The following is a 19,981-nucleotide window of genomic DNA, read 5'->3' on the forward strand; positions in this document are numbered from 1 at the left end:
GGGATGCCATGTTGCATCCCCTGAGTTTGATAGTAGTGGCAACGGAGGGGGGAGGGAAATAGGGCGACGACTGTTCGCTGTTTTTTTAGTCACCACTCAGGCCAGTGTCACTTGATCCCGACCTGCGTTCTTGGAGTGGTAGAGCGCTCTGTCCGCCCGTTCGAACACATCGGAGGGGTTGTCACCATCCTTGAACAGGGTTGCGCCGATGGAGATGGTGATCTCCACCTTGGCATCGCGAAAACGGAACGGGATGCTCTTGATGGTCTGGCGCAGGGTTTCCAGCGGCTTCTGGAACTTGTCCGGGTTGATATTGGGCAGCAGCACCACGAACTCTTCGCCGCCGAAACGGGCGATGAAGTCAGTGTCACGCAGGGCGCTCTGCAGCGCTTTGGCAACAACCTTCAACGCCTTGTCGCCGGCCATGTGGCCATAATTGTCATTGATGTTCTTGAAGTGATCGATGTCGATGATCGCCATGCAGAGCGGAGTGCGGTAGCGAAGCCAGCGCTTGAACTCCTGCTCCAGCCGCTCGTCGAGGGCGGCCCGGTTGTGTACCTGAGTCAGGCTGTCGAGGAACAGCTTGTGCTTCTGAATGGTCAGCCGCTTCTTGTATTCGGCGGTCTCATCCTTCATCAAGCGCAGCTTGGACTCCATGGTGGAGAGGCGGGTGAGCAGGTGACGTTCCCGTGCTGCGGTACTTTCCCGTTCTTGCAGCAGCAGATTGATGGCGCCCATATGGCCGGAGATGGCACGCTTGAGCGCATCGATGGAGTTATGGCTGGCCAGGGAGTGGTCGATCGCCTGCAGTTCGCAGACCAGAGCTTCGCGGGTTTCACGGGTTTCATTTTGTAGCGCACGCCCCTCATCGAGGGATTCGGTAAAGCCGACATGCACTGCTGACAGGCTCTCGTTGAGGGAGCTGAGAAAGGCGCGGGAGGCTTTGCGCTCCTCGCGGGTGCCTTCGATGATAAGTTCGATGACCTGCATACAGGTCTCTGCCAGCAGGGCAGGATTGATGCCGATCAGCAGTTGACGGCGGATATCCCCGAGGCTCTCGCCAATTGAACCGGCGAAATCAAGTTCGGTGATCAGCCGCTGCAGTTCGTCTGCGATACGCGCATGATCTTTGAGGTCAAACGGCTCAACATCAGGTTGGGGTTCACAACCGGGCTCGCTCTCTTGCTGTTGGGGCGCTGAAGAGCCGGACAGTGGCTGGCTTGGCAGCAGCTGGATCTTGATCGCCTGCTGATAGAATTCAAGCAGGCGGATCACCTTCTTTTGATGATCGGCAATACCATAGCCGGCGGGGCTTTTCAGAAATTCCTTGAGGGATTTTCGGGTCTCTTCCGGGAAGCCCTTGATGGTTTTTAGCTGTTTTGAGCCAAGATCAATGGCTGCCTGGGTCAGGGTGAGCGACTCTTCCAGTGCATTGCTGTGCTGCTGCAGCAACTTCTCGATGGCAAGTAGCTCTGCATCCAGCGAGGTGAATGCGGGATTGCTATCCAGTCTCTGCTTGAGCTTGGCGAAGCGATTGTCCAGCTCACGATCGAAGCCGCGGCAAGAGAGCATCAGCTTGTTGATAAACTGGATGCCACGAGCTCGCTCTGCATCGGAAAAGGAGAGAACGCCGTCGAGCTCCAGCTGTTTTTGCTGGAGGGATTCCCTGAGCCTGGCCAATTGTCCTGCTACGGCAGCGATGTCATTCATTATCAGGTCGCCCTGTTGTCATTATTGTTTTTGGTGTTGGATAGCAACAGTGGCCGAACCCGAGGTTGAGTGTCGTCTGTTATCTATTATTTGCCGGCTGGCCTTCAGCCGCTTGCATCCTTGCGAGGCTGGGCCAGTTAACCCATTGCTTTTCATGAGAAGAATTGACTTTTACCAGCCCCTTGTCAATTGCCATCAAGCCGCATTGCCACACATCCCCATTAAAAAATGCAGCCTGCTGGCAATCGATGGCGGCGAGCTCCAACCAGGCGTTTTGCCGGTATTTTTCACTGAGCTGAATGGCTCCCGAAAGGGCGAGATAGCAGAGGTCGAACAGGCCATTGTGATCGAGCGCGGTCGCCGCCTTGGGCAGGAAGGGGTGGCTGACAATCCCCAGGCTTATCTGGCGATCAAGCTCGTATTGGCAAGGGAAGGCGGCGATTGCGGTTAGCAGGTCTCCCGCAAGTTGATGCAGGTTGGTCACGTGGCGCTGTGGCACCACATACAGCATGTGCCCTTCCCGCAAGTCATAGATACGGCCATCTTGCGGGGTCAGGGTATCCATATAGATGCCGAACGCCTGCTCGATTTCACGGCTGACCTGATAGCCGTGGCGCTCGAGGGTGTTGACCATAAAGGGCACCCTGAACAACAGGTAGTGCAGCTTGTCATCGAATTCGCTGTGCTCTTCGCTCAGATACCAGCGCTCCGATTTCAGCTGGCGTTTTGCCATCTCTCGTGGCCAGCGATTCATCAGCCGCTGCCAGTTGGCAAGTCCGGAACGGGGTTCGATCAGCAGGGCCTCGCCAGTGCGTTTCAGTTGCAGACGGGCGGTACGCAATTTGAGCCAGAGGGTGAAGAAGAGGTAGATGAAGAGCGCCAGCAGCAGGCTGGTGGTAATGCTCGACCAGAGATAGCGCTCCTGCTGGTGCTGGCTGTTGTTAAGCTGCTGCTCCAGCTCCTTGATGTGTTGTACCCGTTCAACTTGGACATAGTTGTCGCGGATCGCAGCCTGCTCCTGATCAATTTCCTGCTGGCGAACCTCTTCTCCCAAACGATGGAAGCGCTTGTAACTGTCGAGGGCCTGGTGCAGGTATCCCTTCTGTTCATACGCAAGTGACAACAGGCGGAATACTTCGTACTGGCGGCGAGTGTCGCCTACCTGATTGGCCAGTGCCCGGGCATTTTCCAGCTGCAGGATGGCGATGGCCGCCTCCTGCTTCTTCAGATAGAGCTCGCCGAGCAACAGCAGGGTATCGATCAGCGGCTCTTTGGCATCGCCCAACTCGTGGGACTGCCGGGATGCATTGAGGTAGTTGCCGGCCAGCGAGAGGTTACCGCTTTGCAGATAGGTTTTGCCTATCTCGTACTTGAGCAGAGAGGCCTGCGGCCGACTGCTTCCCTCATCAAGCAAATCCAGCGCATTGAAGAAGTAGACCAGCGCCATATTGAGGTCGCCCTGATCGCGGTTGAGTCGGGCCAGCACGATAAGTGAGTCGCATAGCAGTGACGGATTGCCGATGGAGTGAAAATAGTTGGCCGCTTCATTGGCATATTGCAGTGCTTTCTGGGGCTCCTGCTCTTGCTGATAGAGTTTGACTATCTGGTTGGAGAGCAAGCCGAGAAAGAGCGGGTCGTTGAGATTCTTGGCCTGCTGCTGGGCATCGATATATTCACCCAGTGCCAGCTGGGGTTGTTGCAGCACACGATAAAGGTCGCCGCTGATGGCGCTGACCCAGGCGCTGGCAAGAGGATTGGTGGCTTTGGCAGCCCAGATCCTTGCATCCGCCAGATGGGTCTTGGCGTCTTCAAGATGCTGATTTTCAATCTCGTAGCTGGTGCGTTGCAGGCGGCTATAGATCTGTAACTGGCTCTGTTTGAGGTCGGGACGGGCCAGCTGTTCGTCCAATTGTTCCAGCAGGATACGGCTGTTGTTCTGGCCATCTTGCCTTAGCCCCTGGCTACGGATTTTGAGATAGAGGGCGTGGGCCTTGAGTTCGGGTTGGCGCTCTCTCTCCGCCAGTTCCATCGCCTTGTCGAGGGTTTGCTGGGTAGCTTGATATTGGCCAAGCTGGATTCGGCACTCCCCTTCAAGCAGGTGTGCTCCGATGGTTTGCGAAACGGTGCTGTAGCTGAGCAGAGGCTCGCGATAGCCGAACTCCTGACGATTACTGATGATTTGCTGGGGATTATTGGCCGCACGCGTCAGAAAGGCGGAGGTGATCTGAACACATCTGGCAGGGTCGGTCAGCACCAGTGATTGGGCCTGTTGCAGATCCAGGGATAGTTGCTCCTTGTCCAGATCCAGATTCGGAGCGGACAGAGAAGACATCATCATAGCCAGAAAAAACAGTTGATTCATTGGATTAAGGACGGCGCAGAGGTGTTGGCATGTTATCCAAGCCCACCCCTGCGAGTCCAGCGTTTACTGATGGTGTGCTCAGGCTCCTTTGTAGCCGGATGCATCAAGGCGCCAGCAGGGTTGAGATAGCAGGGCGCTCGGGTGTGATACCGGGAAGCCCTTTATCAACGTCTGCTCTTATTGACGGATCAGACGCAGGTTGGTTGGCACGGCTTCGAAATCGGAGCGGAACGGGTTGATGTCGAGGCCGCCGCGGCGGGTATAGCGTGCATAGACGGTCAACTGCTCAGGCTGGCAATAGTGCTTGAGGTCGATAAAGATCCGCTCGATGCACTGCTCGTGGAACTCGTTGTGTTGGCGGAACGAGATGAGGTAGCGCAGCAGCTTCTCCCGATCGAGTTTCGGCCCCTTGTAGCGGATTACCACGGAGCCCCAGTCGGGCTGGCTGGTGACCAGGCAGTTGGATTTGAGCAGGTGGCTGTGCAGAGTCTCTTCAACCTGCTCGCTGCCGGCCGCCCCTTGCAGCAGGGACGCATCAAACTCGTAATTGTCTACCTCGATATCCTGCTCATCAATGCACTCGCCGGGCAGCAGGGCAATCTGGTGCGGCGCCTTGTCGAGGGGGAACAGGGTCACCTTGACGGTCTCACCGGCACAGGCACTCAGATCCTTGGTCAGCATGGCGGCGACTGCCTCGATAGAGTCGCAACGGGTCTGGTTGAAGGAGTTGAGGTAGAGCTTGAAGGATTTGGATTCGATCAGGTTCGCACTGGTGGCCGGAATGGCCACTTCACCCACCGCCACCATCGGCTTGCCCTTGGCATTGAGCCAGGAGAGCTCATAGAGGGTCCAGACATCGCAACCGCTAAAGGGCAGGTCATCGCCCAGCTTGAGATCATCCCGGTTCAGGCTACGTGGAACCGGCTGCAGCAGGGAGGGGGTGTACTGGCTAATGTAATCGGATTGCTGGCCCAGGCTCAGGCCGGTCAGGGCGCTGGCCCCGGCGTATCTATCTTGTTTGCTCACAGGGTTGCTCACGTAATGTGCTCATGATGAGTGGAATGAAACGGGCCATTGCAGGGCCGGATGGTTGCAGCCGCTTGGCTTGGGCGTCGGCCTCTCTGTATCCCGGGTTCTGTTTCCCGGGTCACTAGGTCGGCTGGCAACCTTGTCTGTTACCGGGTTTGGTGGTGCAATAGCGGACTTTGCCAGCAATTGTGGGGATTTTCGATGTCGGATCAAGTTTTGTCTGCCCTGGAGCACTTTTTTGCCCGCTGGCAACGGGATGGCGAGGCCAGACGAGGCCTGCCCCTGTGCGAGTGGGAGGCGGACTGGCGTTCCCCCTGCCAGCTTGGTGAGCCTGCCGATGGTCGGGTGGCCTGGCGTCCTCACCATCGTCCCGAACCCGCCGATTTTACAGCCATGGCCGATGCCCTCGAGCTGACGATTCATCCCGGCGCCATTGCCCTGTTCGGGCACTGGTTCAGCCGCCCCATCCCCTGCCTTTTCAAGGGGCTGCGCCTTGAATTGATCCTGCCATGGAACGACGCGGATCTCGACCTGCTCAGGGAGAACCTCATCGGCCACCTGCTGATGCTGCGCAAGTTAAAACGAACCCCCTCCATCTTTATTGCCACCACCCGCAACGAGATGACGCTCATCTCGCTGGATAACGAGAGTGGTCAGGTGTGGCTGGAGTGGCTCGATTCAGGCCGCCGTCTGACGCTGGCGCCCTCTTTGCCGGCGTTTCTGGAACGGCTGGAGACGTTGCCGCAATAGCACCTGCTCGAGCCAAGGTTACCCATCGGAACGAAAAGAGCCTTGCCATGCGGCAAGGCTCTTTTTTATGGCATCGCGTACAGGGAACGCGCTTAATCCTTGAAATCCCAGGAGAGGTTGGAGATCAGACGGCAGCTGTCGCACTTGAAGTCGAAGATCTCGTGCAGTGGCTCTGCCAGCGCCCACTCACCGCCACAGCTGGGGCAGGGGCGCGCCTTCTCCTCGGCGGCGCTCAGCCCGCCCACCCGGTAGAGGTAGTAGTAGGTGGGGATGCCGCTCAGCACTTCCAGCCGTTTGGCCAGATCGGTGCCGCGCCGGTAGAGGTGGCTGCCCACTTCGCCGATTTCGTGCAGCGCCGCATGTTCGGCGATGGAGCCGTTCATCTGCAACTGATCGCACGCCTCCCAATCCTCCTGCCACTTGATGATCTGCTTCTGATCTCCGTTGGCGACTGCGGGCAGCTGGTAGAGCGGAATCGGGGCGAAGTGGTCGCCACAGCGCAGCGGCGAGCAGGTGTGCAGGAAGCTGGTGTAGAGCATCATCCAGCTCGGCCGCTCGCCCTGCTGGCTGCAAGGATCTGTGCTGTCGGAGAGCAGATCCGCTCCCTGCAGCTGGAGTTTGGGCGCCAGCAACCCCGCCTGATTGAGCTGCTGTTCGGCCAGTTTGACCAGCTCGCTCTGGTTGTCGGGGTGCAGGCTATCCTGCTCTGGGCAGACCACCCGACTGACGAAATAGCCCTCATGCATGCTGGTGGGGAACTCCCGCCCGAGGATCTGGCCCTGATAACGCAGCATGTCTAGGTAGTTGACGATGGCCCGCTCGGCGTCGCCAAGGGAGGTATCGCGGTAGCACTCAAAGCAGAGTTCGATGATATACATGGTTCAGCCTTGCTTCTGCTGGAGGAGCAGGTCGGTCAGGCGATCCACCTTCTGTTCGATGCGCGCGAGCTGTTCGGCGAGTTGCTGCAGGGTGAGCTCCGGTGCTGGCTGAGGCACAGCCTCTGGCAGGAGCTCGCTCTCGGCGGTCGCAACTGGCTGCTGCTTCCACTGGCTCAGCACTTTCAGCAGCTCGGCCATCGGCACAGGCTGGGTGAGGCGGGCCTTGATCATGGCAGTGGTGGGCGTCAGGCCCTTGGCGGCCAGCTCGTTGGCAATTCGGATGATCTCGTGGGCGGACATAAGCATGCTCTGGGTGAGAAGGGGGGATCGATATCGGGGCGGGATCTTAACCAAAGCCGGCAGGGGAGGAAAGGGCGGCTTAGCGGGGTTGGCGCAGCATCACATCGAGCTGGTCGATCGCTTCACACCAGTCGGAGTCGTTCCACAGGGCGTCGCGCAGAAAGCTGGCCTGGGCGGCGTTCCAGAAACCGGCCTCCGGCAGCAGGGTCTCATTGTCGAGGTGATGGTCGTGCACAAAGCGGTGCAGGCTCAGCTCGTCGTTGGCCATCCCGAGCTGGGCAAACAGGGCTGGCAGATCGTGGACAAGGGGTTCCATCTCGTCTCTCCCTTTGTTTAATCCCTGAGATTATAGACAGGCACAGCCATCGGGCGCAGAGACGAGAGTGGAGATCAGGCAGAGGGGATGCGATGGGGTGGCAGATCAACGCCTACGACGTGCAGCCCCTGCATCTTGAGGGTGCCCTGATAGTGGCTCTCGCCATCGCTGGAGAATTCAAACTGATAGTGGGTCAGCAGCCGCAGGGGATTGCGGGCCAGCTCCCGCCGGTTGCGGGCCAGCGACAGCAGTTGCAGATCATGGTGCTGGCAGTAGCGGCGCATGTATTGCCAGGCCACTTCTGCCTGTTGGCGTTGCAGCCAGAACAGGCCGGCAATCGCAATCAGCAACAAAATTCCGAGCATCTCTCCCATAGGCGGGCTTCCTTATCGTGATGTCGATAACCGGGAGTCCTGCTCGGTACTCCCGATCTCCTTTTCTATTTCCCGCCGTGTTGCCTAGTGGCGTGAGGGGGGGGCGAGGGATCAGGCCGAGGCAAACAGACGGCCGATGGCCTTGCCCAGCGCATCGCTGCGGTCGGGGTCACGCAGTCTGGCCAGCATATCATTGCGCAGGGCCGGTAAAGTGACCAACTCGGCAAAAACCTGATTGAAGAACTGGGTCGGTTGCAGTGCCAGCTGTTCCAGATAGTGGCTGAGCAGATTGGCATCTTTCAGGTCGGGCCAGAGCCGGCCCGCAATGGCGAGCAGCAGCGCCGGGCTCGGCTGGGTTTGCAGCAGGGTCAGTAGCTTGTTGGTGCGCAAAGAGCTGCCGGGACAGGAGGACATCGCGCGGCAGAGATAGGCCAGGGTCTCAGGGTTGGGGGCGGCGCACTCCTGCTCCTTGCCGATCCGCTCAAGCAGGGCGCCTTGTACTGCCGGCGGCAGCGGGGCGTTTTCAAGGCTTTGGCAGAGGGCGTAGAGCGGCTCTTGCGGCAGTTTGGGCAGCGCCTTGCAGATCAGCGCCAGATTGCGCTCATCATGCAGTCGTTCGGCCAGATCGGCAAAGCCCTGCAGCCCCAGCGTCTGCCAACCAGTGTCGTTGGGGGCGGCCAGATAGTGGCAGAGGGCATCGTAATAGGCAGAAGGGGCCTGTTCCAGCTGGCGCGCCAGTTTGGCGTGCAGACTGGCCATCTTGGCCTCCGCCGGGCGGAAGGTGTAGGGATTGTCGGCCAAGCGCTGGGCTTTTTCCTCGTCCAGATCGCCGGTGAGCTTGTAGCCCAGGGTCTCCACCACCTGATCCATGAACAGCTTGGGGCCGTTTGACATCAGCAGGCCGCGCTCATCGAGGGCAAACTTGAGGAACCAGAGGTAGTGGCGAGACTCGCTTGGCTGGAAGAAGTGTACACCGAGCCAGGCGTGCTGTTGCAGCGGCCAGGGATAGGGCTCCTGCTGCTGTTCGATGCGCACAAAGGTGTCGCTTGCCAGTGGCCGCACCTGGCGGCCCATGTCAAACAGCTGGAACTGGGTGCCAGCCTGAGTCAGAAATTCGGTCAAGGTATTGATGGCAGTAGGCGTCACAGACATGGTGAGATCCGGCTAATGGTGATGCGGGCCGATTATAAGGCCCTTGCCGAGGATAGCCAGTGGCAGCAGACGTGCGCTGCGGCAGATATCAACATGGCAGCCATGCGGGGGGAGGTGTATAGTATCGCCCTTTTTTAAAGGCGGTAGGCCGCGCTGGCTGCTGTGTATGTCGACGAGCTGGCTGAACCGCCGGTGCTACGTGACTGAATGTATCGGCATCCTGGCTGACCCTGTCGGGTCGGCGGATCAATCTGTGGTTATAAGGAAGAGAGCGAGATGAATCAATATTTGCTGGTAGCTGGCCTGTTGGGGGAACTCACCGCCGAGTTGCAGCGCCTTGAGCGCTGGCAAGCTGACCATCCCGGTGACGAAGCCCTGGCAAGCACCCTGCCTTTTTGTGTCGATACCCTGAGCTTTGATCAGTGGCTGCAGTTCGTGCTGATCCCGCGCATGGAGCAGCTGGTGATGTTGCAGGCTCCGCTGCCAACTAGCGTTTCCCTCTATCCCATGGCCAGCGAAGTCTACAAAGAAGATCTGGCCGAGGCAGAAGCGCTGCTGCGCCTGATCGCCCGCTTCGATCTGCTGCTTTCCGGCAAAGTGATCGAACAATGATGCCTGCGCAAACTCGAGAAGAGAGTGACCTGAAGCTGACCCTGCTCTATCAGGATGAGTGGCTGGTGGCGGTCAACAAGCCGTCCGGTCTGCTGGTGCACCGCAGCTGGCTCGACAAGGGCGAGACCCGTTTTGCCATGCAGATGACCCGGGATCTCATCGGTGGTCGCCATGTCTATCCGGTGCATCGCCTCGACCGTCCCACCTCAGGCGTGCTGCTGTTTGCGCTCGATCCGGTGATTGCCCGCGCGCTGACCGAAGCCTTTACCCAGCGTCAGGTGCACAAGGAGTATCTGGCATTGGTGCGTGGCTGGGCGCCCGAGCAGGGGGTGATCGACTATCCCCTCAAGGAGCAGCTGGACAAGATTGCCGATGCCATGAGCAACCCGGATCGTCCCGCGCAGGATGCCGTCACCACTTTCCGGCGCCTGCATCAGGTCGAGCTGCCCCACGCGGTCTCCAAGAAGCATCCCACCAGTCGTTACAGTCTGGTCCGATTGTTCCCGAAGACCGGCCGCAAGCATCAGCTACGCCGCCATATGGATCATCTGTTCCACCCGATTGTGGGCGACACCACCCACGGCGATGGCCGCCATAACCGCTTCTTCCGCGAGCACTTTGGTTGCGAGCGGCTGCTGCTGGTGGCCCGCACCCTGAGCTTTACCCATCCGGTGCTCAAGGTGCCAATGCGGATCCAGGCTCCGCTCGGTCAGGATGTGCTGCGCCTGTTTGCCGAGCTGGGCTGGCCCGCCAGCGAGAGCGACTACTAAGCGCCTGCTCCTCAGCCCTGAACCGGTAGCATCTGACGCCAGCTTGCTGATAGAGTTGCTCAAAAGAGTGACTCAAACAGGGAGAGGAGAATGGCGCAGATCGATATCGTGGTAGGAACTGTCTATGGCGCAGCCATGTTGGTGGCCGAGACCTTGGCAGATGAGCTGGAACGCAATGGGCATCACTGTTCTCTGCACGAAGAAGCACGGCTGGCGGACATCGACCCCGGCCGTTTTTTATTGCTGGTCAGTGCCACCACCGGGCAGGGGGATATTCCACCCAATCTGCAGCCTTTTGCCAGCGAGCTGGCCGACAAGGCACCTTGGCTCAAGGGATTGCGTTATGCCCTGATTGCCATGGGGGACAGCAGCTATGACCATTTTTGTGGCGCGGGCCGTCGGCTGGACGGATTGCTGCAAGAGTTGGGGGCCACGCGAGTGATGCCCCCGCTGGAGCTGGATGCCACCGTGCACGATGAACCCGAACAGGTAGCACTCAGCTGGCTGAAAAAGTGGGATATTCAGCCCTGAATATTCTCTGAAATAGAGCCATATCAATCCCCTGAGCCTTAAGTCGCAGGGGATTGTTATTTGCACAAAAACCATCTCACTCTGCAACGCATATTTCCCCTGATGGCGGAGGGGTATTTTCCCCTTTTAGCATTCCATTGCCGTAATGGTTTCACGCGCACCGCAGACCCGTCATCCAAATAAAAGTTCCATCTTGAAAGCGATCTCAGTCATGTTTTTGTCATCTAACTACAAAATAATGACTTTGGTTCTATCGCGAATTAATTAATGATAACGCTTTCATGGTTGCTGTTGTTGTGTGTTTTTCTTTTTTTTCGGATTTTAATTGCGCGGTTAATGGCTTTTTTACTTGTTGTTGTTGTGGCGATCGTTTGCCGAGCGATTTGTCGCCATTTTGTGAGTCGCTTCATATTTGTCGTGAAATACGCTCCCTATAATCAACCTCGGTTATCACCGACAGGATTACATGGTGATAAGAAGTTGAATATTCAGGATCACACTCCTCACTGCGGGAAATAAGGAATATGACAATGAAAATGAAGTGGCTCCCGATTGCAGCAGCTGTTACTGCCGCCCTGGCTTCCCAAGCCGCCTTTGCCGTAGATTTCCACGGTTATTTCCGCTCCGGCGTCGGTGTTTCCGGCGACGGCGACATGGTTAAATACAACGTCAATAAAGTTGGCCGTCTTGGTAACGAAAATGATACCTACGGTGAAGTGCAACTGGGTCAGGAAGTATTCAACAAAGATGGCAAGACTTTCTATGTTGATTCCATGTTTGCCATGGCTTCCAACGGTTCAAACGACTGGGAAGGTACCGGTACTGTTTGTAACTTCGATGCCAAGCAGTGCAATGGTGATTCCGACTTCGCTCTGCGTCAGTTCAACGTACAAGCCAAAGGCTTGCTGAACTTTGCTCCTGAAGCAACCCTGTGGGCTGGTAAGCGTTACTATCAACGCCATGACATCCACATCTCCGACTTCTACTACTGGAACATCTCCGGTGCCGGTGCTGGTATCGAAGGCATCCAGGCTGGTCCGGGTAAAGTTTCTTTCGCATGGGTACGCAACGATCGCAGCGCTGCCGATGTGTTTGGCCAGTACACCCAAACCGGAGTGGATGGCAACGGTAACCCGACCTATCAGAAGAATGAAGATCTGAACGTTAACACCTTGGATCTGCGTTATGCCGGCATCCCGCTGTGGACCGATGCGTCCTTGGAACTGGGCGTTGACTATGCTCTGGTCAATGAGACCAACGATCAGAAAGCACTGAAAAAGAATCCGCAAGATGGCGTGATGCTGACTGCTGAACTGACCGCTGGCATCCTCGGTGGTTTCAACAAAACCGTGCTGCAATACGGTACCGAAGGTTACTCCAAGACCATGGCTTTCTATGGCGATGGTTCCTGGTACGGCGCTGAAGCCAAAGACGGTGCTGACGGTTTCCGTATCATCAACTGGGGCGTTGTTCCGATGGGCAACTCCTGGGAGATGGGTCACCAGCTGGTTTACGGTGTAGGCAACGAAATGTGGGACGGCAACGACAAGTGGGAAACCATGTCTGTTGTTGTTCGCCCGATGTACAAGTGGGATGACTTCAACAAGACCATCTTTGAAGGCGGTTACTTCAAGGACAACAACAAGTCCACCAATGGCAGCGAAGACAAAGATGCCGGCTACAAGCTGACCCTGGCTCAAGCCTGGTCTGCTGGTTCCAGCTTCTGGGCCCGTCCGGAAATCCGTGTGTTCGCCTCCTACCTGGCTAACGACGAAGACAAGAAAGTCTTCGAAGGCAATACCTCCAAAGACACCTACCAGTTTGGTGTGCAAGCAGAAGCTTGGTGGTAAGCAAAAGTTTAAGTTAAGTTAGTGACTGCCCCCTTATGGGGGCAGTTTTGTTTCGCCGGATCACGGCCACCGGATTATGGAGATAAGAAAAATGAAACGGGTAAAGATGTCTATTGCAGCCGTAATCACTGCGCTATTAACCGGTTGTGCCGGCAACATGGTTGTTCCTCTGCAAGAACATGGCTCTATCTTGAGCGATGCAGATCAAGCCAAGCAAGCGTTGGCCAAAGCCTCCAGCTGCTGTGTGGCGTTTAAAGATTTCAGTTATGCCCCCTTGCCTGAAGGTGAGACCTTGCTGGCCATCGATGGCAAGCAACCCACTTTTCAGTTTGATGAGGGGATGAGTTACTTTGCGGCTTATCGCCTGCCGGCCAACACCGGTAATCTGGCGATTAGCCTGGCATCACAGGTGAGCAAAACCGTGATGGTGCCCAAAGTCATTATGCTGGATGCCGAGTTCAAGGTGACTCGCGTACTGGGTGAGTCTGTATTCAGTTATCAGCCTGCTCACCTGCTCGATAACGACCGTATCGAAGGGCGTCTCTTTGTTGACCGCAGCATGCCTGGCAACCCGGCCAGCGAAACATACATGATCGTCTATGCGCCTGCGGACCAACTCTCTGGCAGCACAACAATCCTTCATCCATCAAAAGCGTTTGCTCGTGCTAATGGTACCGTTGAGCCTGATATCAAGGATCCGGTGATCCCGCACTCCCCTTGGGGTTTGGTGCAGATCAAAGTCAAAGATATGGCCCGTGGAAGTGGTCTTGATGCGGTATTCAAACCCGAATATGCCGATAAGGTGGCCATGAGCCAGGGTCAGCAGGTTGCCGCGATAGCGACGACTGCAGCCGTTACCACAACTGCAACAGCTGCGGTCGCAGCCAAACCTGCTCCTGCCATGCTGAGTGAAACAGAAGCCTTCTACCAGAGCCAGATCGAAAAAGCGGTCAAGGCGGGGGATATCGACAAGGCGATGAAGCTGGTGAACGAGGCCGAGCGGGCCGGTTCAACCAAGGCAAAAAGCGTGTTTATTGATGCGGTCAAGCGCTCGCAAAAATAGAGTAATACGACCGTTTGCTGGTCAGATATATTTGTTGAGGCCTCCCTTGTTGGAGGCCTTTTTAATCGGTAGACTGTAATAAATAAAAGTAACTCCGTTACGCTTGGTTACAATTGGTTTCTTTTCGATGTAAATAGCATTATTAAAATACAAAGTGAAACTGCTATTTATATGTCTTTGTAATAAAGTAATAATGCGGATTATTAACTCATATTAGAGGCGTTTTTTAGCCGCTAAACAAGTTGTGATCTTCCCTCCAAATTCAATATTCCCCCGCCTTCGAAAGCAGCAATTTATGACCTGCTGGGTTATATTCTGATGGTCAAAATAAACAAGCCCGACTCGAAGATATCTGAATGAATTAGTGCTTATTTCATCCAGATAGATCGTTCAGGGACGACAATCCATTCAGGAGCGCACACAATGTTCAAAAATGCTTTCTCTAATCTGCAAAAGGTTGGTAAGGCGCTGATGCTGCCAGTATCAGTCTTGCCAGTCGCAGGTATTCTGCTGGGGGTGGGTGCTGCCCACTTCAGCTGGATGCCGGAAATTGTCTCCCAATTGATGGAGCAAGCCGGTGGTTCCGTATTTGGCCAGATGGCCCTGCTGTTTGCAGTGGGTGTTGCTCTGGGCTTTACCAATAACGACGGCGTATCCGGCCTGTCAGCCATCGTTGGCTACGGCATCATGGTCGCCACCCTGAAGGTCATGGCGCCTGTGATGGGTGTTGAAACCATCGAAACCGGCGTGCTGGGTGGTATCCTGGCCGGTGGTATCGCTGCCTGGGCCTTCAACCGTTTCTACAAGATCCAGCTGCCAGAGTATCTGGGCTTCTTCGCGGGCAAGCGTGCCGTACCCATCATTACCGGTTTCCTCTCCATCGGTCTGGGTGTGATCCTGTCCGTGATTTGGCCGCCAGTGGGTGGTGCTATCGGTGCCTTCTCTGACTGGGCCGCCAACCAGAACCCGGTACTGGCCTTCGGTATCTACGGCGTGGTTGAGCGCTCCCTGATCCCGTTCGGTCTGCACCACATCTGGAACGTACCGTTCTTCTATCAGGCTGGTACCTGTGTCAACGGTGCCGGTGAGACTGTTCACGGTATCATGACCTGCTTCCTGACTGCTGATGACGCGTCCCGCGCTGCCGGTAACGGCTTCGGTCAGCTGGCTGGTGGCTATCTGTTCAAAATGTTCGGTCTGCCTGCTGCTGCATTCGCCATCGCTCACGCTGCCAAGCCGGAAAACCGTGCCAAGATCGTTGGTATCATGGCCTCTGCTGCCCTGACCTCTTTCCTGACCGGTATCACCGAGCCGATTGAATTCTCCTTCCTGTTCATCGCTCCGGTTCTGTACGCAATCCACGCTGTACTGGCTGGTCTGGCTTATGTGCTGACCAACTCTCTGGGTATCGTACACGGTCACACCTTCTCCAACGGCTTCATCGACTTCGTGGTGCAATCGCCGCGTGCCGACAACATGCTGCTGCTGGTAGGTCTGGGTCTGGTTTACGCGGCCATCTACTACGTCGTATTCAGCTTCGTTATCCGTGCCATGAACCTGAAAACCCCGGGTCGTGAAGACGAGACTGCTGAAGAGGCCGTTGGCCAAGGCAAAGACGAGATGTCTGCTGCTCTGGTTGCCGCCTTCGGTGGTAAAGAGAACATCGCTTCTCTGGATGCCTGCATCACCCGTCTGCGTGTTGGCGTGAAAGATGTTGCCAAAGTTGACCAGGCTGGTCTGAAGAAACTGGGTGCTGCCGGTGTGGTAGTGGCTGGTTCCGGCGTTCAAGCCATCTTCGGTACCAAGTCCGACAACCTGAAAACCGACATGGACATCTGGATGAAGAGCAACTAATTCTGTTGCCTGAATATCAGCGTGTTTTAAGAGGGAGGCGAAAGCCTCCCTCTTGCTATTTGTGGTTATGGAGCGTGCGAGTCGCTGTAGATCGATCTCGGCAGGAGTCTCGTTGCCCAAGGGGCGATATGTAACGGGATGCCCTCTGTCGGCACAACTGCTGGTGTGCCTCGCGGCGCCTTATCGCACGTCATCACCAGATAAACCCATATAAAGTCAGCCAATAAAAAGAGCGCCACCTGTGCGCTCTTTTGTCGAGTCGGGGGGGTTAGAGTTTCTCCAGATCCCGCTCGATTTCGCTGATCTTGTTCTGCACCACTTTTTCCAGATGGCGCAGGTCGCGCAGGATCTTCTGCTTGATGTCCGGGTCGGCCTGCTGATGAACGCCCTGGGTCAGGTTGTCCAGCTCATCCACCACATACTTGAGGTTGGCGTTGATCTCGGTGACATCCTTGTACTCATGGGTACCGGAGTCGACCAGCATGGTCTTGCGCTGGCGGGGATACTTGAATTTGACACTCTTGGCGAAGAACTCGCCCTTCTGCTTTTTGAAGTAGATCTTGAGGATGTCGTGGTTGGCCTCCTGGCGCAGGGTATAGCTGTCCACTGAGGTGGGATCCTGGATCCCCAGGCTCTTCAGATTCTCGTACATCAGGCTTCCTCGGTTTGAAACGATCCTGTCCCATCCATCTTAACCGATGCCTCATGGCTTGCCTGTGACAGGGGCGCCAAAATGAAAAGGGCGCCATCAGGCGCCCTTTCATCACAGCAATGCTGATTACTCGTCGATGGAGCGCAGCAGGGCGTTGATGCCGACTTTGGCACGGGTCTTGGCATCCACCTTCTTGACGATCACCGCCGCGTAGAGGCTGTATTTGCCGCACTTGGAGGGCAGGGAGCCGGAGACGACTACGGAGCCAGCCGGTACGCGGCCGTAGTGGATTTCGCCGGTTTCACGGTCATAGATGCGGGTGGACTGGCCGATAAAGACGCCCATGGAGATGACGGAACCTTCCTCGACGATGACCCCTTCAACCACTTCGGAGCGGGCACCGATAAAGCAGTTGTCTTCGATGATGGTCGGGTTGGCCTGCAGCGGTTCCAGTACGCCGCCGATGCCGACGCCGCCGGAGAGGTGGACGTTCTTACCGATCTGGGCGCAAGAGCCGACAGTGGCCCAGGTATCGACCATGGTACCTTCGTCAACGAAGGCGCCGATGTTGACATAGGAGGGCATCAGCACGGTATTGGGGGCGATAAAAGAGCCTTTGCGGGCTGTTGCCGGCGGCACCACGCGCACACCCGCTTCCTTGAACTGCTCGGCGGTGTAGTTGGAGAACTTGAGGGGAACCTTGTCGTAGTACTGGGCATCGTCGCCCTTGATGATGCCGTTGTCGTTGATGCGGAAGTAGAGCAGTACCGCTTTCTTCAACCACTGATGGACAACCCACTCACCGGCGATCTTCTCGGCAACCCGCCCCTTGCCGGAGTCCAGCAGGTCGATGGCTTGCAGGATGGCGGACTTGGTGGCGCTATCCACGGAGCCCGGAGTAATGGTGTCGCGGCGCTCGAAGGCCGCTTCAATGATCTGTTGCAACTCGGTCATGACAGGTTTCCTTTAAAAAATTCTGTTTGTTGTATCACACTTTTCCGACTGTTTTTAAGGGGTTGACCGGAATTCTTCCAGCCAGCGGCCATTTCTTCATCCGGTGTGCGCCAACCAATTGTTTGGTATGGCAAAAAACGCCCGACAATCAGCCTCTTTCGAATCACTCTTCGCTTAATCAAGTACCGACTGCTGGGGATTGAGCTGGTGTACCAGTCGCTCTTCGAGCTGTTTTTGCTGCTCGGCGGTCAATGGCTCGCCATCGAGGCTGGTCAGGCTGAAAAAGTCCTCGACCCTCTCACCGAAAGTGGCAATTTTGGCGGCGTGCAGCGACAGTCCACACTGCTGGAAAACGGCACCGATCCGCGCCAGCAGGCCGGGAGTATCGAGGGCAGTCAGCTCCATCAGGGTGTGACGGCTCTCCCCTTTAGTGGGCGAAGAGCGGGGCAGGAAGACCACCCGGGTCGGCACGCTGAACTGGCGGTGGCGCCGCGACAGCGGCTTGTTGCGCAGCACCAGCTTGCCCGGCTCCTGAAGCGCCTTCTCCAGCGCCTTCTTGATGGTGGCGGTGCGGTTGGGGCTGATGGGTTCGCCGCTCGGCTCCAGCACCACGAAGGTATCGAGCACATAGTTGCTGCGCGAGTTCATGATCTGGGCGTCGTGGATGTTGAGGTTCTTCTGATCCAGCGCCGAGGCCACGGTGGCAAACAGATTCGGGGTATCGCGGCAGTAGATAAACACCTCGCTGCCGCCGCGGGTAGGGTGTTTGCCGATGATCACCAGCGGAGCCGGATTGTCACCATGCTCAATGATGTGGCGGCAGTGCCAGGCGATCTGCTCCGGGCTGTGACGCAGGAAGTAGTCGGCCTTGAAATCGGCCCAGAGCAGGTTGATTGCCTCTTCCGATACATCCCGTTGCGCCAGCAGTTGCTTGGCCTGACGCTGGTTTTCGCGAATGCGCAGCCGCATGTCGGGCGGGTTCTCCAACCCCTGGCGCAGCGCCTTCTGGGTGGCGAAGTAGAGCTCCCGCAGCAGGGTGCCCTTCCAGTCGTTCCACAGGGTGTCATTGGTGGCGCAGATATCGGCCACGGTAAGGCAGTAGAGCAGGTCGAGATGCTGCTCGTCGCGCACCTTCTGGGCAAAGTCGGTGACCACGTCGGGATCGTAGATATCGCGGCGCTGGGCGGTGACCGACATCAGCAGATGGTGGCGCACCAGCCAGGCGACCAGTCGGCTCTCGTAGCGATCCAGACCGTGCAGCTGGCAGAACTCCAGCGCATCGACGGCGCCGAGTTCCGAGTGATCGCCGCGCCGTCCCTTGGCTATGTCGTGGAACAGGGCGGCGATGCTGAGCAGCTCCGGTTTGCGCAGCCGGGTGAAGACCTCGTGGCAGAGCGGGTGGCTCTGGCGACTGGCCGGATTGGGAAACTGGTGAATGTTCTTGAGTAGCCGATGGGTGTGCTCATCCACCGTGTAGGCGTGGAACATGTCGAACTGCATCTGGCCGACGATGAGGTTCCACTGCGGCAGATAGGCGGCGAGGATGCCGTATTTGTGCATCAGGGTGAGCGGCAGGCCGATGCCGTTGGGGTGGCGCAGCAGTGCCATAAAGAGGCGACGGCAGTCAGGCAAGTCCTGCAACCAGCAGTTGAGTTTGCGGCGCGCCTCGCGCAGTTGGCGCAGGGTGGCCGAGTGGATACCCGCAATCTCGGGGTGTTGGGCCATCTGATAGAAGAGGCGCAGGATAGCGGCCGGTTCACGGCTAAACAGCTCCGCATCCACCGCATCGATGAGGCGGCCACGGAGCTGGAACTCGTCGGAGAGGCGGCGCACATCCATGGCGGTGTTGCCGAGGATCGCTTCGTCAAACAGCTGCAGCAGCATCTCGTTGAGCTCGGAGACCCGCCGCACCGTCTGGTAGAAGCGCTTCATCATCTGCTCGACCGGAGTGTTGCCTTCCCCTTCGAACCCCAACATCTGGGCCACGGTGCGCTGGCGATCGAACAGCAGGCGGTTATCCCCCTTGTTGATGGCCATGTGCAGGGCGAAACGCACCTTCCAGAGAAAATTCTGGCAGTCGAGCAGCTCACGATACTCGGCGCGGTTGAGAAAGCCGTGGCTGGTCATCTCGAACAAGGTAGTGGCGCCGAAGTGGCGGCGGGCGACCCAGGCGAGGGTTTGAATATCCCGCAGGCCGCCCGGATTGCTCTTGAGATCCGGCTCCAGCTTGTAGGCTGTGCCGAGAAACTGCTGATGACGCTCCGCCTGCTCCTGGCGCTTGGCGCGAAAGAAGGCTTCGCTCGGCCAGAAGTACTGGGGGCCGGTGGCCTCCTTGAGCTGCTGGAAGCCCTCTTGGCGACCTGTGATGTAGCGGGCCTCGATGAGGTTGGTTGCTACCGTAATATCGGCGCGCCCCTGCTCGAGGCACTCCGCCACGTTGCGCACCGCCTGACCCACCTCCAGCTTGAGATCCCACAGCAAGGTGATGAACTCGCCGATGCGCAGTCCCAACACCTCGTCCAGTTCGTCGCCATCATAGAGGATCAGCAGGTCGATGTCGGAGTGGGGGTGCAGCTCGCCACGGCCATAGCCCCCTACCGCGATCAGGGTCAAATCGCTCTTGTCAAAGCTGAACTTCTGCCACAGCCGGCAGAGCAGCTGATCCATGTATTCGGAGCGGGTGGCAACCAGCTCGATGATGTTGTCACCGGCATCGAAACGGGCGTGCAGCCAGCCGAGAAAGCGGCTCAGGTACTCTTTGCAGTTGTCGCGAGTGAGCTGGTCATCGGGTAACAAATGGGGGGAAAGCAGGCTGGCGTCCATG

18 protein-coding genes are annotated in these 19,981 nt (G+C 57.3%); 7 read left to right on the forward strand and 11 right to left on the reverse strand.

The genetic code is table 11. From position 1 onward, the window contains the following. Positions 1–96 precede the first annotated feature (96 nt). From G5182_RS11930 to queF, 3 genes are all read right to left on the reverse strand, one after another. Positions 97–1,710: a diguanylate cyclase gene (locus G5182_RS11930; RefSeq protein WP_421254405.1), complete on the reverse strand. Its 1,614-nt coding sequence runs from the start codon at positions 1,708–1,710 to the stop codon at positions 97–99. A 79-nt stretch (positions 1,711–1,789) separates the two neighbouring features. After that, complete coding sequence (locus G5182_RS11935; protein ID WP_421254406.1) at positions 1,790–4,072, reverse strand: hypothetical protein; 2,283 nt, start codon at positions 4,070–4,072, stop codon at positions 1,790–1,792. A gap of 177 nt (positions 4,073–4,249) precedes the next feature. Further along, positions 4,250–5,098: an NADPH-dependent 7-cyano-7-deazaguanine reductase QueF gene (gene queF, locus G5182_RS11940; RefSeq protein WP_101530823.1), complete on the reverse strand. Its 849-nt coding sequence runs from the start codon at positions 5,096–5,098 to the stop codon at positions 4,250–4,252. Between the two features lie 204 nt (positions 5,099–5,302). Between queF and syd the strand changes: the two genes are divergently transcribed. After that, positions 5,303–5,851, forward strand: coding sequence for a SecY-interacting protein (syd, locus tag G5182_RS11945; RefSeq protein WP_201943214.1), 549 nt, complete (start codon positions 5,303–5,305; stop codon positions 5,849–5,851). A gap of 92 nt (positions 5,852–5,943) precedes the next feature. On the opposite strand, the gene G5182_RS11950 is transcribed toward syd, so the two are convergent. The 5 genes from G5182_RS11950 to G5182_RS11970 all read right to left on the reverse strand — a co-directional run bounded on the left by G5182_RS11950 (position 5,944) and on the right by G5182_RS11970 (position 8,871). Beyond that, entirely contained in the window at positions 5,944–6,729 is a 786-nt protein-coding gene (locus tag G5182_RS11950) for a Zn-ribbon-containing protein (RefSeq protein ID WP_421254407.1), read from the reverse strand. A gap of 3 nt (positions 6,730–6,732) precedes the next feature. Then, positions 6,733–7,029 (reverse strand): DNA-binding protein, encoded by a 297-nt coding sequence (locus G5182_RS11955; protein WP_421231392.1) that lies wholly within the window; start codon positions 7,027–7,029, stop codon positions 6,733–6,735. A gap of 79 nt (positions 7,030–7,108) precedes the next feature. Continuing rightward, a complete protein-coding gene (locus tag G5182_RS11960) occupies positions 7,109–7,345 on the reverse strand; it encodes a DUF2789 family protein (protein WP_005338602.1) in 237 nt (78 codons plus the stop codon). A 74-nt stretch (positions 7,346–7,419) separates the two neighbouring features. After that, the gene (locus G5182_RS11965; RefSeq protein ID WP_042657215.1) at positions 7,420–7,719 is read right to left on the reverse strand and encodes a DUF3301 domain-containing protein; all 300 of its coding nucleotides are present in this window, start codon (positions 7,717–7,719) and stop codon (positions 7,420–7,422) included. Between the two features lie 111 nt (positions 7,720–7,830). Further along, the gene (locus tag G5182_RS11970; protein ID WP_421231391.1) at positions 7,831–8,871 is read right to left on the reverse strand and encodes a DUF3549 family protein; all 1,041 of its coding nucleotides are present in this window, start codon (positions 8,869–8,871) and stop codon (positions 7,831–7,833) included. A 276-nt stretch (positions 8,872–9,147) separates the two neighbouring features. On the opposite strand from G5182_RS11970, the gene G5182_RS11975 reads away from it, so the two are divergent. The 6 genes from G5182_RS11975 (at position 9,148) to ptsG (ending at position 15,551) form a co-directional block, all read left to right on the forward strand. Further along, positions 9,148–9,483 (forward strand): YqcC family protein, encoded by a 336-nt coding sequence (locus G5182_RS11975; protein WP_005338596.1) that lies wholly within the window; start codon positions 9,148–9,150, stop codon positions 9,481–9,483. After that, on the forward strand, positions 9,480–10,253 hold the full coding sequence (gene truC / locus G5182_RS11980) for a tRNA pseudouridine(65) synthase TruC (RefSeq protein ID WP_019445213.1): 774 nt from the start codon (positions 9,480–9,482) through the stop codon (positions 10,251–10,253). The genes G5182_RS11975 and truC overlap by 4 nt, the downstream gene beginning before the upstream one ends. A gap of 90 nt (positions 10,254–10,343) precedes the next feature. Continuing rightward, positions 10,344–10,784: a flavodoxin gene (locus G5182_RS11985; RefSeq protein WP_201991790.1), complete on the forward strand. Its 441-nt coding sequence runs from the start codon at positions 10,344–10,346 to the stop codon at positions 10,782–10,784. 530 nt (positions 10,785–11,314) lie between these two features. Then, positions 11,315–12,634: a maltoporin gene (locus G5182_RS11990; protein ID WP_302054505.1), complete on the forward strand. Its 1,320-nt coding sequence runs from the start codon at positions 11,315–11,317 to the stop codon at positions 12,632–12,634. A 91-nt stretch (positions 12,635–12,725) separates the two neighbouring features. Continuing rightward, complete coding sequence (locus G5182_RS11995; RefSeq protein WP_421254408.1) at positions 12,726–13,697, forward strand: MalM family protein; 972 nt, start codon at positions 12,726–12,728, stop codon at positions 13,695–13,697. A gap of 423 nt (positions 13,698–14,120) precedes the next feature. Beyond that, a complete protein-coding gene (gene ptsG, locus G5182_RS12000; RefSeq protein WP_005338586.1) occupies positions 14,121–15,551 on the forward strand; it encodes a PTS glucose transporter subunit IIBC in 1,431 nt (476 codons plus the stop codon). A gap of 268 nt (positions 15,552–15,819) precedes the next feature. Here the strand turns inward: ptsG and G5182_RS12005 are convergent, their stop codons facing one another. The 3 genes from G5182_RS12005 to glnD all read right to left on the reverse strand — a co-directional run bounded on the left by G5182_RS12005 (position 15,820) and on the right by glnD (position 19,980). Beyond that, entirely contained in the window at positions 15,820–16,203 is a 384-nt protein-coding gene (locus tag G5182_RS12005) for a DUF3461 family protein (RefSeq protein WP_258720866.1), read from the reverse strand. A gap of 126 nt (positions 16,204–16,329) precedes the next feature. Next, a complete protein-coding gene (gene dapD / locus G5182_RS12010) occupies positions 16,330–17,157 on the reverse strand; it encodes a 2,3,4,5-tetrahydropyridine-2,6-dicarboxylate N-succinyltransferase (protein ID WP_245131536.1) in 828 nt (275 codons plus the stop codon). 174 nt (positions 17,158–17,331) lie between these two features. After that, a complete protein-coding gene (gene glnD / locus G5182_RS12015) occupies positions 17,332–19,980 on the reverse strand; it encodes a bifunctional uridylyltransferase/uridylyl-removing protein GlnD (RefSeq protein ID WP_421254409.1) in 2,649 nt (882 codons plus the stop codon). Position 19,981: the final 1 nt, after the last annotated feature.

This window comes from Aeromonas sp. 600948, assembly GCF_049174875.1.
In the GTDB taxonomy this organism is placed as follows: Bacteria; Pseudomonadota; Gammaproteobacteria; order Enterobacterales; family Aeromonadaceae; genus Aeromonas; species Aeromonas veronii_A.